This window comes from Streptomyces torulosus, assembly GCF_001419765.1.
Classification (GTDB): Bacteria; Actinomycetota; Actinomycetes; order Streptomycetales; family Streptomycetaceae; genus Streptomyces; species Streptomyces torulosus.
Window position 1 is genome coordinate 1 of sequence record NZ_LIRK01000134.1, and the last position, 11,910, is coordinate 11,910.

The 11,910-nt window shown below is 70.7% G+C and carries 10 protein-coding genes; 4 read left to right on the forward strand and 6 right to left on the reverse strand.

The genetic code is table 11. The annotated features are described in order from the left end of the window. A partial coding sequence (locus tag AOK23_RS10330) for a serine hydrolase domain-containing protein (RefSeq protein WP_055712447.1) occupies positions 1–856 on the forward strand: 856 nt, incomplete at its 5' end. Positions 857–894: 38 nt separating this feature from the next. Here the strand turns inward: AOK23_RS10330 and AOK23_RS10335 are convergent. Beyond that, positions 895–2,601 (reverse strand): glycerol-3-phosphate dehydrogenase/oxidase, encoded by a 1,707-nt coding sequence (locus AOK23_RS10335; RefSeq protein WP_079049399.1) that lies wholly within the window; start codon positions 2,599–2,601, stop codon positions 895–897. Between the two features lie 281 nt (positions 2,602–2,882). Between AOK23_RS10335 and AOK23_RS10340 the strand changes: the two genes are divergently transcribed. Then, positions 2,883–4,091 (forward strand): nucleotide sugar dehydrogenase, encoded by a 1,209-nt coding sequence (locus AOK23_RS10340; RefSeq protein WP_055712449.1) that lies wholly within the window; start codon positions 2,883–2,885, stop codon positions 4,089–4,091. A 743-nt stretch (positions 4,092–4,834) separates the two neighbouring features. On the opposite strand, the gene AOK23_RS10345 is transcribed toward AOK23_RS10340, so the two are convergent. The 4 genes from AOK23_RS10345 to AOK23_RS10360 form a co-directional block, all read right to left on the reverse strand. Continuing rightward, positions 4,835–5,959 (reverse strand): GuaB3 family IMP dehydrogenase-related protein, encoded by a 1,125-nt coding sequence (locus tag AOK23_RS10345; RefSeq protein ID WP_055522669.1) that lies wholly within the window; start codon positions 5,957–5,959, stop codon positions 4,835–4,837. Positions 5,960–6,077: 118 nt separating this feature from the next. Continuing rightward, positions 6,078–7,580, reverse strand: coding sequence for an IMP dehydrogenase (gene guaB, locus AOK23_RS10350; RefSeq protein ID WP_055712450.1), 1,503 nt, complete (start codon positions 7,578–7,580; stop codon positions 6,078–6,080). Between the two features lie 167 nt (positions 7,581–7,747). Then, positions 7,748–8,323 carry a sigma-70 family RNA polymerase sigma factor gene (locus AOK23_RS10355; RefSeq protein WP_005481141.1) on the reverse strand — a complete coding sequence of 192 codons (576 nt, stop codon included), beginning with the start codon at positions 8,321–8,323 and terminating at the stop codon, positions 7,748–7,750. A 257-nt stretch (positions 8,324–8,580) separates the two neighbouring features. Further along, on the reverse strand, positions 8,581–9,192 hold the full coding sequence (locus tag AOK23_RS10360) for a response regulator transcription factor (RefSeq protein WP_003948568.1): 612 nt from the start codon (positions 9,190–9,192) through the stop codon (positions 8,581–8,583). Between the two features lie 391 nt (positions 9,193–9,583). Here AOK23_RS10360 and AOK23_RS10365 point away from each other — a divergent pair, with 391 nt between their 5' ends. Further along, a complete protein-coding gene (locus AOK23_RS10365) occupies positions 9,584–9,913 on the forward strand; it encodes a WhiB family transcriptional regulator (RefSeq protein ID WP_055712451.1) in 330 nt (109 codons plus the stop codon). 239 nt (positions 9,914–10,152) lie between these two features. On the opposite strand, the gene AOK23_RS10370 is transcribed toward AOK23_RS10365, so the two are convergent. Beyond that, positions 10,153–11,049 (reverse strand): LysR family transcriptional regulator, encoded by an 897-nt coding sequence (locus tag AOK23_RS10370; protein WP_055712453.1) that lies wholly within the window; start codon positions 11,047–11,049, stop codon positions 10,153–10,155. Between the two features lie 81 nt (positions 11,050–11,130). On the opposite strand from AOK23_RS10370, the gene AOK23_RS10375 reads away from it, so the two are divergent. Beyond that, positions 11,131–11,823 (forward strand): MOSC domain-containing protein, encoded by a 693-nt coding sequence (locus AOK23_RS10375; RefSeq protein ID WP_055712452.1) that lies wholly within the window; start codon positions 11,131–11,133, stop codon positions 11,821–11,823. Positions 11,824–11,910 lie beyond the last annotated feature (87 nt).

The window sequence follows — 11,910 nt, forward strand, 5'->3', positions numbered from 1 at the left end:
CGACCGCTTCCGGGCCGGCAGCCTCACCAAGACGTTCATCGCCACCGTCGTGCTCCAGCTGGCCGCCGAACACCGACTGTCGCTGTCGGACTCGGTGGAGGACCACCTGCCGGGCCTGGTCCGAGGCCAGGGCGGGGGCCGGGGCGACGACGGCCGCCGCATCACGCTGCGCGCACTGCTCACGCACACCAGCGGACTGGCCGACTTCACGGCAGTCACCGGGGGAACCACCCCTGTGACCCCGCGTCAGGCCGTACGCCTCGCGCTCGCCCTCCCCCCGGCCGTCCCAGGCCGCTTCTTCTACTCGAACACCAACTACGTGCTGCTGGGACTGGTCATCGAGCAGGTCACCGGCAACTCCTACGCCACCGAGGCCGAGCGCCGCATCATCACGCCCCTCCGTCTGACGGGCACGTCCTTCCCGGGTGCCCGCTCCTCACTGCCGGAGCCGCACGGCCGCGCCTACTCCGCCGACGGCTCCGACGTCACGGACCTCGACCCGCGCGCGGCCGGGGCGGCGGGCGAACTCGTCACCACGCTGCCCGACTTGAACCGCTTCTACGGGGCGCTGCTCGGCGGCGACCTCCTGCGTCCCCGTCAGCTCCGCGAGATGCTCGACACCGGGACCGCGCACGGCGCGTACGGCATGGGCCTCTACCCCGTGAGGCTGCCGTGCGGCACCACGGTGTGGGGGCACAACGGCCGGATCGCCGGCAGCTATGTGCGCACCGCCGCCACCGTCGACGGCCGTCACGTCCTCACCTACCGCGTGAACACGGACGCGCCCGGGGACCCCGACGTGGAACCGGCGCTGCTCGCCGCCGAGTTCTGCCCCCGCACCCCACGAAGGCCATAGGCACGGGAGTGCCGCTCGCTCCGTCCAGCGGGACGTCGCTACAGCGGCACGATGTCCGGCGCGCCCAACCGCGCCGCGTCGGCCGTCAGGTCGTCCGGCTGGCGCTGCGACTCCCGCTCGGCCTCCACCCTCTTCTCGTAGTGCTGGACCTCCCGCTCTATCTGGTCCTTGTCCCAGCCGAGCACCGGCGCCATCAGCTCCGCCGCCTCGCGCGCACTGCGCGTCCCCCGGTCGAAGGTCTCGATGGAGATCCGGGTGCGCCGGGTGAGCACGTCGTCGAGGTGGCGCGCGCCCTCGTGGGAGGCCGCGTAGACGACCTCGGCCCGCAGGTAGTCGTCGGCGGCCTGGAGCGGCTCGGCCAGGGAGGGGTCGTCGGCGATGAGGTCGAGGAGTTCCTCGGTCGCGGACCCGTACCGGTTCAACAGGTGCTCCACGCGCACCACATGGAGCCCGGTGCCGGCGGCGATCCGCGCCCGCGCGTTCCACAGCGCCCGGTACCCCTCGGCCCCCAGCAGCGGCACGTCCTCGGTGACGCACTCGGCGACCCGCTGGTCGAGCCCGTGCACGGCGGCGTCCACCGCGTCCTTCGCCATGACCCGGTACGTCGTGTACTTGCCGCCGGCCACGACCACCAGCCCCGGCACGGGGTGGGCGACGGTGTGTTCGCGTGAGAGCTTGCTGGTCGCCTCCGACTCGCCGGCCAGCAGCGGTCGGAGCCCGGCGTACACGCCCTGCACGTCGTCACGGGTGAGCGGCACCGCGAGGACGGAGTTCACCTGCTCCAGCAGGTAGTCGATGTCCGCGCTGGACGCCGCCGGATGGGCCTTGTCCAGGTCCCAGTCGGTGTCGGTGGTGCCCACGATCCAGTGCCGGCCCCAGGGGATGACGAACAGCACGGACTTCTCGGTCCGCAGGATCAGCCCGGTCGTGGAGTGGATCCGGTCCTTGGGTACGACCAGATGGATGCCCTTGGACGCCCGCACATGGAACTGGCCGCGTTCCCCGACCATCGCCTGGGTGTCGTCGGTCCACACCCCGGTGGCGTTCACGATCTGCTTGGCGCGGACCTCGTACTCGCCACCCCCTTCGACGTCCCGCACCTTGGCGCCGACAACCCGCTCGCCCTCGCGCAGGAACCCCGTGACACGCGCGCGGTTGGCGACCTTCGCGCCGTAGGAGGCGGCCGTGCGCACCAGGGTGGCCACGTAGCGGGCGTCGTCCATCTGGGCGTCGTAGTACTGGAGGGCCCCGACCAGCGCGTCCTTCTTGAGGCAGGGCGCCACGCGCAGGGCGCGGTGGCGGCTCAGATGGCGGTGCAGCGGGAGGCCCCGGCCGTGGCTTCGGGCCATCGACATCCCGTCGTACAGGGCGACGCCGGATCCCGCGTAGAACCGCTCCCAGCCCTTGTGCTGCAAGGGGTAGAGGAAGGGCACGGGCTTCACCAGATGGGGTGCGAGGCGCTCCAGGAGCAGCCCGCGCTCCTTCAGGGCCTCCCTGACGAGGGCGAAGTCGAGCATCTCCAGATAGCGCAGGCCGCCGTGGATGAGCTTGCTCGACCTGCTCGACGTGCCCGACGCCCAGTCACGCGCCTCGACGAGGCCCGTGGACAGGCCGCGTGTCACGGCGTCCAGGGCCGTACCCGCACCGACCACGCCACCACCCACGACCAGCACGTCCAGCTCGCGCTCGGCCATACCCGCCAGTGACTCGGCGCGCTGTGCCGGTCCCAGTGCCGCTGTCCTCACCGCTGCCTCCCGCTGTTTGTCGCGCCGGTCCCACCTGTCGATGCCCGTCAAGCAAGACCCTGCTCACATCCCCCTGCCCAGAATTCTGACCGTGTTGCCCGACATCGGCCACCACCCGCCCCCAGCCTGTGGACAACTCTCCGGGACGCGCGGAGAAATACCCTCTCCCAATCCCGCATATCGGTCATATTTACTCCTAGTCTGACATTGCGCTCGCTCGTCCAGTCCACAGGGCTTGCGCGCCTGTCCCGCTTCGGTTACTGGGAAGGACGGCTCACGCCATGCCCGCAGATCTCGCCGTCATCGGACTCGGCCAGCTCGGCCTGCCGCTGGCCCAGGCCGCCGTCGCCGCCGGCATCCCCACGCTCGGTTACCGCACCGGCCCCGAACGCGGCTCCCTCACCCCCGCCGAACTGCGCCGCATGCTCGCCCGCGGCTTCAAGCCCGGCACCAGCCCCGCGGAACTCGGCCGGGTCCGTACGGCCGTCATCTGCGTCCCCGTGCCCATGGGCGCCGACGGAGCGCCGGACCTCACCCAGGTGGAGGAGGCCGCCCGGGTCCTGGCCGCCCGCCTGCGCCCGCACACCACGGTCATCCTGGAGTCACCGGTCCACCCGGGCACGACCGAGGAGTTCCTGCGCCCGCTCCTCGAAGAGGGGTCGGGTCTGTGCGCGGGCCGCGACTTCCACCTCGCCTACTCGCCCGCCCGCGTCGATCCGGGCAACCGCGACTTCGGTCCCGCGAACATCCCCAAGGTGATCGGCGGCGTCACCCCGGCCTGCACCGAGTCGGCGGCCGCCTTCTACGGCCGGCTCACCGACAAGGTGGTACGCGCGCGTGGACCGCGCGAGGCCGAGACGGTGCAGCTGCTGGAGACCAACTACCGGCACGTCAACATCGCCCTCGTCAACGAGATGGCCGTCCTCTGCCACGACCTCGGCGTCGACCTGTGGGACGTCATCCGCTGCGCCGAGACCAAGCCGTTCGGCTTCCAGGCGTTCCGCCCGGGGCCCGGCGTGGGCGGCCACGCCCTCGCACAGGACCTGTCGGGCCGGGCCCCGCACTCGCTGCGCATGGTCGAACTGGCCCAGCGGGTCAACCACCGCATGCCCCAGTACGTCGTCCAGCGCGCCGCCACCCTCCTCAACGAGCACGGCAAGTCGGCCCGCGGAGCCCGCGTCCTCCTCCTGGGCGTCACATACAAGCCGGACATCCCCGACCAACAGGGCACCCCCGCGGAGGAGATCGCCCGCCGGCTCCTCCAACTCGGCGCGCACGTCAGCTACCACGACCCGCACGTCCCCGCGTGGAGCGTCCTCGACCGCCCGGTCCCCCGCGTCGACTCCCTCTACGAGGCCACCGCCGACGCCGACCTGACGATCCTCCTCCAGCACCACCGCACCTACGACCTCCAGGGCCTGTCGGTCAAGGCCCAGCTCCTCCTGGACACCCGCGGGGCCACCCCGACCGGCGCGGCGCACAGGCTGTGAAGGGGGCGCACGACACCACCCGACACTCCGGGACTGGTGGCAGCCGGGGTCCGGCGCCCGGTACCGTACAAACAGATGGAGCCCACCGCAGAGGCTACTGCGGCAGGCTCCTGGATGGTTCACGGAGTGTCCGCCCCTAGTCCTCTTGGGGGCGGCCGCTCACCATCCGTAAAGCCGCAAGATCCACCTCCTCCGGCACTGCACCATCCGAAGACAGAGTCGGTCCCAGCGGGTGGGCTTGCGGTGACGTCCCATGGGCGCCCCCTTCCACGACACCGCCCTTCAGGGCCTGTCGTTTGGATCACGCCTGGGCCGCGGGGCTTGGCACGCACATCTGCGGCGTTGTCGTCGGTCGCCAACGCTCCGCGTTGACTCCCTCCTCCGCCTTGCAGCTGCACGCACCAAGCCCCGCTCACCGGCAGCCATCAAGGTGCCGTGACCTGAAGCCGACATGATCCAAACGACAGGCCCGAGCCCGGCGGACGGTCCGTCGGAGATCGGTCCGGGCCCCGAGGGCGGGGTCCGGACCATGTCCTCGGAAGGGGGCCCCAGAAGAACCGGGGCGCCGATCACGAACGCTATCGGCCCACTTCGGCCGTTCGGCCCACATTCGCCCCGAACGCAACCGCGCGCCCCCCACCGCAAACCACGCCCCCATCAGCCCCTTTGGGCACGCGAAGAGGGGCCCGTCGCCCCTGTGGGCGGCCGGGCCCCTCTCTCCGCTCGGTGAGCGCGGTGTCAGCTCACCGCTTGTGCTGGGAGTCCGCGATCGTCACCTCGACGCGCTGGAACTCCTTCAGCTCGCTGTACCCGGTGGTGGCCATGGCCCTGCGCAGCGCGCCGAAGAGGTTCATCGAGCCGTCGGGCGTGTGCGACGGTCCGGTCAGGACCTCCTCGATCGTGCCGACGGTACCGAGGTCGACCTTCTTGCCGCGCGGCAGCTCCTCGTTCACCGCCTCCATGCCCCAGTGGTGCCCCTTGCCGGGCGCGTCCGTGGCGCGGGCCAGCGGGGAGCCCATCATCACCGCGTCGGCGCCACAGGCGATCGCCTTGGGGAGGTCGCCGGACCAGCCGACACCGCCGTCGGCGATGACATGCACGTACCGGCCGCCGGACTCGTCCATGTAGTCGCGGCGGGCCGCGGCCACGTCGGCCACCGCCGTCGCCATCGGGACCTGGATGCCCAGCACGTTCCGCGTGGTGTGGGCGGCGCCGCCGCCGAAGCCGACGAGGACGCCGGCCGCGCCGGTCCGCATCAGGTGCAGGGCGGCCGTGTACGTGGCGCAGCCGCCGACGATCACCGGGACGTCCAGCTCGTAGATGAACTGCTTCAGGTTCAGCGGCTCGTGCGAGCCGGAGACGTGCTCCGCCGACACGGTCGTACCGCGGATGACGAAGATGTCGACGCCCGCGTCCACGACGGCCTTGGAGAACTGGGCCGTGCGCTGCGGGGAGAGCGCCGCCGCGGTGACCACTCCGGAGTCGCGCACCTCCTTGATGCGCTGCCCGATCAGCTCCTCCTTGATGGGAGCCGCGTAGATCTCCTGGAGGCGGCGGGTCGCGGCCTCGTCGGGCATGCCGGTGATCTCGTCGAGCAGCGGCTGCGGGTCCTCGTACCGCGTCCACAGACCTTCGAGGTTCAGTACGCCGAGGCCGCCCATCTCGCCGATGCGGATCGCGGTGGCCGGGGAGACGACCGAGTCCATGGGGGCGGCCAGGAAGGGCAGCTCGAAGCGGTAGGCGTCGATCTGCCAGGCGATCGAGACCTCCTTCGGGTCGCGCGTACGACGGCTGGGGACGACGGCGATGTCGTCGAAGGCGTACGCCCGGCGGCCGCGCTTGCCGCGCCCGATCTCGATCTCAGTCACGTGTGTGGCCTTTCCCTGAAGCGTTCAGCGTCTTCCAGTATCGCCGACGGGCACGACGAAGGCGGCCCCGGATGCACCGGGACCGCCCTCACCAGGTCCGTTGCCCACCTACCGCTGTCTACTTACGGCTGTAGTTCGGCGCCTCGACGGTCATCTGGATGTCGTGCGGGTGGCTCTCCTTCAGACCCGCGGAGGTGATCCGTACGAAGCGGCCCTTGGTCTCCATCTCCTCGATGGTGGCGGCGCCCACGTACCCCATGGTCTGGCGCAGACCGCCGACGAGCTGGTGCAGCACGTTGGCCAGCGGCCCACGGTAGGGCACCTGACCCTCGATGCCTTCAGGCACGAGCTTGTCGTCGGAGGCGACCTCCGCCTGGAAGTAGCGGTCCTTCGAGTACGACCGACCCTGGCCCCTGGACTGCATGGCGCCCAGGGATCCCATGCCACGGTACGACTTGAACTGCTTGCCGTTGATGAACTGCAGCTCGCCCGGGGACTCCTCGCAGCCCGCGAGGAGACTGCCCAGCATCACGGTGTCGGCGCCCGCGGCGAGCGCCTTGCCGATGTCGCCGGAGTACTGCAGACCGCCGTCACCGATCAGCGGGACACCCGCCGGACGGGCCGCGAGGGACGCCTCGTAGATGGCCGTGACCTGGGGGACACCGATACCGGCGACGACGCGGGTGGTGCAGATCGAGCCGGGGCCGACACCCACCTTGATGCCGTCGACACCAGCGTCGATCAGCGCCTGAGCGCCGTCGCGCGTGGCGACGTTGCCGCCGATCACGTCGACACCGACGCTCGACTTGATCTTCGACATCCAGCTGAGGGCGTTGCTGTTGTGGCCGTGCGAGGTGTCGACGACCAGGAAGTCCACACCGGCCTCGGCCAGCGCCTGGGCCCGCTCCAGGGCCTCGGGGCTGGCTCCCACGGCGGCGCCGACGATCAGACGGCCCTCCGCGTCCTTGGCAGCGTTGGGGTACTGCTCGGCCTTGACGAAGTCCTTGACGGTGATGAGGCCCTTGAGGATGCCCGCCTCGTCGACCAGTGGAAGCTTCTCGATCTTGTGGCGGCGCAGCAGTTCCATGGCCTCGACGCCTGAGATCCCGACGTGCCCGGTGACCAGCGGCATCGGGGTCATGACCTCGCGCACCTGGCGGGAGCGGTCACTCTCGAAGGCCATGTCGCGGTTGGTGACGATGCCGAGCAGCTTCTTGTTGCCGTCCGTGACCGGGACGCCGCTGATGCGGAACTTGGCGCACAGCGCGTCGGCCTCGGCCAGCGTGGCATCCGGGTTCACCGTGATCGGGTCCGTGACCATGCCGGACTCGGAGCGCTTGACCAAGTCGACCTGATTGACCTGGTCCTCGACGGAGAGGTTGCGGTGGAGCACGCCGACGCCGCCCTGACGGGCCATGGCGATCGCCATGCGCGACTCGGTGACCTTGTCCATCGCGGCCGAGAGCAGGGGGATGTTCACCCGTACGTTGCGGGAGATACGGGACGAGGTGTCGACCGCGTTGGGGAGCACCTCGGATGCACCCGGCAGCAGCAGCACGTCGTCGTAGGTCAGCCCGAGTGTCGCGAATTTTCCGGGCACTCCGTCGACGTTGGCAGTCATGACACCTTCCCCAAATGGCCTTGATCGGTGCGGATGTCCATGCTAACGGGAAGCGTGGGGCACACATTCCACGGTACGAAGTGATACCGGGCTTCGTATGTTCGTACGGAAAGGGCGCCCCGCATGTTCACCCGGGGCGCCCTCCGTATCGTCATCGAACGCCGGTCCTACTGCTCCGCCAGCGCCCTGAGCCTGCTCAGGGCCCGGTGCTGCGCCACCCGGACCGCGCCGGGCGACATGCCGAGCATCTGTCCCGTCTCCTCGGCCGTGAGCCCGACGGCGATCCGCAGCAGCAGCAGCTCCCGCTGGTTCTCGGGCAGGTTGGCCAGGAGTTTCTTGGCCCACTCGGCGTCGCTGCTGAGCAGGGCGCGCTCCTCGGGGCCGAGGGAGTCGTCGGGACGCTCGGGCATCTCGTCCGAGGGCACGGCCGTCGAGCCGGGGTGACGCATCGCGGCGCGCTGGAGGTCGGCGACCTTGTGGCCGGCGATGGCGAAGACAAAGGCTTCGAACGGCCGTCCGGTGTCCTTGTAGCGCGGCAGCGCGAGGAGGACGGCGACGCAGACCTCCTGCGCCAGGTCCTCCACGAAGTGCCGCGCGTCACCGGGCAGCCGGGACAGCCGGGTGCGGCAATAGCGCAGGGCCAGAGGGTGGACATGGGCGAGCAGATCGTGGGTCGCCTGCTCGTCCCCGTCGACGGCGCGATGCACGAGCGCACCGATCACTGTCGTCTCGTCGTCGCGCATCGGTCCATGGTGCCTTGCGGCCGTCCGGTCCGTGGCGCCACGTCCATGGTTGTGCACCGAAGCGTTATGAGTAGGCGCGCCGGAACTCATCTCCTGCGCCCTCCCCTCCCGCTCGTTCGACTGCTCCCCGAGGAACTCCACACCTCAAGGATGCGGCATCCGCGGCGAAACGAGCAGCGGGCATCCGGTGGACCGCTCGGCCACCCCCGCCCACCTGGTGGTGAGCGGGGATTCTCCTACCCCCGTCAAGGCTCAACTCAGCGGACCAGACCCCAGCGGAAGCCGAGCGCAACGGCGTGCGCGCGGTCCGAGGCACCGAGCTTCTTGAACAGCCGCCGCGCGTGGGTCTTCACGGTGTCCTCGGAGAGGAACAGCTCGCGCCCGATCTCCGCGTTCGAGCGGCCGTGACTCATGCCCTCCAACACCTGGATCTCCCGCGCGGTGAGCGTCGGCGCGGCGCCCATCTCGGCGGACCGCAGCCGACGCGGGGCGAGCCGCCAGGTGGGGTCGGCGAGCGCCTGCGTCACGGTGGCGCGCAGCTCCGCGCGGGAGGCGTCCTTGTGCAGATAGCCACGGGCACCGGCGGCGACGGCGAGCGCCACGCCGTCCAGGTCCTCGGCGACGGTGAGCATGATGATGCGCGCACCGGGGTCGGCGGACAGCAGCCGCCGAACGGTCTCGACGCCGCCCAGGCCGGGCATGCGTACGTCCATCAGAATCAGGTCCGAGCGGTCGGCCCCCCAGCGGCGGAGGACTTCCTCGCCGTTGGCCGCCGTGGTCACGCGCTCGACGCCGGGCACGGTCGCCACCGCGCGGCGCAGCGCCTCTCGGGCAAGCGGGGAGTCGTCGCAGACGAGGACGGATGTCATGGCCGTCCTCCGCAGCTGATGCGCGTCACCTTGAGCCTCCAGGCTGGTACGAAATCGTCACCTGTGCGGTCGACACTCACGAGCGGACACGAACGCCTGCCCGAGCGCTTGTTCCTTCAACCGCCTCCGACCTCTCAACGACGGTCACTCGAAAGAGTTACGGGATGGCTGGTCACCTTCGGCACTCTACGTGAGGGCACGGACACGGTGCAGACATGCACAACAGACCCTCAACGTTTCATCACAACCTATGCCCCATTCAGCCGTTTTTGTTCCTATTTGCCGGTGTCTGGAGCTAGATTCGCAATGAGTCATATTTTCATCTCCTTGGATAGTCCATGTACGGTCATAGGCACAATATCCTCTCAGAACGGCAACAAGGGGACACGTAATGGCAGATTTCTCCCGCCTTCCCGGACCGAACGCTGATCTGTGGGACTGGCAGCTCCTCGCGGCCTGTCGAGGGGTGGACAGCTCGCTGTTCTTCCACCCCGAGGGAGAGCGCGGCGCGGCACGGAGTGCTCGTGAGAACTCGGCCAAGGAGGTCTGCATGCGCTGCCCGGTACGCGCCCAGTGCGCGGCCCACGCTCTCGCGGTCCGTGAGCCGTACGGCGTGTGGGGCGGGCTGACCGAGGACGAGCGCGAGGAGCTCATGGGGCGCGCCCGGCACCGCCTGGTGTCGGCGTCCACGCCCGTCGGCGACCCCGGTTCGAACAACTGAAGGAACGTTTCATCGGGCGCCGCCCCGCGTGGACGCCACGACAGCGCGTACGACCGCTCCACGACCCGGCGGTCGCTCGGAGGGAGACCCCGGCTCCGGGGAGGCCCGGTCCCAGTCCCCGCACCGGCACCGGCACCGGCACCGGCACCGACACCAGCACCAGCACCAGCACCGACTCTGGCTTCAGCCGGCTCCGGCCCGGTCGGCCGCGGGCGACCGAGGCGGCCGGAAGACGGTGGCTAGCGGGTCGCCGCCTTCGTCAGTTGGTCCAGGGTCGCGGCGACCGTGGGGACCTGGGCCAGGTCCGGGAGGGTGAGCGCCACGATCTCTCGGTGCACCACCGGCTCCACCGTGATCATCCGTACCCCCTTGGGCCGCACTGACTCGATGGCCAGTTCCGGCAGGACCGCGACGCCGAGGCCCGCGCCCACCAGACCGACCACCGCCGGGTAGTCGTCGGTGGCGAAGTCGATACGCGGGGTGAAACCCGCGCTCTCGCAGACCCGCACCAGCTGGCCCCGGCAGCGGGGACAGCCGGCGATCCAGGGTTCCCCCGCGAGTTCCCCGATGCCGATGGACCGCGTTCGGGCCAGCCGGTGCCCCTGAGGGACGAGGCCGACGAGACGGTCGGTGAGCAGGGGGCGTACGACCAGGTCCTCCCACTCCTCGGCGTTCGCCGCGCCCTCGTAGCGGAAGGCGAGCGCGATGTCGCAGTCGCCCTCGCGGAGCAGTTCGACCGAGCGGGGCGGTTCGGCCTCCTCCAGGGAGACCCGGGTGCCGGGGTGGGCGGCGCGGAGGGCGGCGAGAGCGGTGGGGACCAGCGTGGAGCTGCCGCTGGGGAAGGAGACCAGCCGGACCCGGCCGGCGCGCAGACCCGCGATCGCGGCGACCTCCTCCTCGGCCGCCGTGAGACCGGCGAGGATTCCGGCCGCGTGCCGCACCAGCGCCTCGCCCGCCTGGGTCAGCCTCATCTCGCGGCCGCCGCGGACCAGCAGGGGCGTGCCGACGGACGATTCGAGCGCCTTCATCTGCTGGCTCACGGCGGGCTGGGTGCAGCCGAGTTCACGGCCGGCCGCCGAGAAGGAGCCGGTGGCGGCGACGGCGCGCAGGACGCGGAGATGACGGGCCTCGATCACGGGGTCGAGCATAAGGGCGGCTTGGAAGGCGCGGCGAATAATGCGTCGACGCTTTGACCGAGGCTCGCCTAGCGTGCCGGTATGAAGCTTTTGTCACTGAACCTCGGGCGGGCCGCGCCGGTCGACGTCCCCGAGGAGTCGAAGAGCGTGACAGGGATCGACAAACGGCCGGTGGCCGGGCCGGTGCGGGTGGCCGCGCCCGGACCGAAGGGGGTGGGCGGCAGCGGGCTGGCCGGGGACGCGGTGTGCAACAGACGGCATCACGGCGGGAACGACCAGGCGGTCTACGCGTTCGCCCGCGAGGACCTCGACGCGTGGGAGCTGGAGCTCGGCCGGGACCTGCCCAACGGGTCCTTCGGGGAGAACCTGACGACCGAGGGCCTCGACATCTCCGGCGCCCTCATCGGGGAGCGCTGGCGGATCGGCGCGGAGGTCGTCCTGGAGGTCACCGCCGGCCGCGTCCCCTGTCTCAATTTCCAGCGGCACCTCGGTGAGCGCGGCTGGGTCAAGCGTTTCGCGGGGAAGGGCGAGCCCGGGGCGTATCTGCGGGTGGTGCGGCCGGGTGAGATCCGGGCGGGCGACCCGATCGAGATCGTCCACCGCCCGGACCACGACGTCACCGTCGCCCTCGCCTTCCGCGCCACGATGAACGAGCGGGAGCTGCTGCCGCGCCTGCTGGCCGCGGGCGAGGCACTCCACTCGGAGATCCTGGAGTCGGCCCGGACGTACACGGCCCAGCAGGACGGAAGCGCCGACTCCGCAACTCGACGGTGACGCCGGGCATCTGAGACACCGTGACCCACGAAGCCCGGTCGCCGCACGGCTCCTAGGGGTGATCCCTGTGGGGTGGGCCGGGGGTGG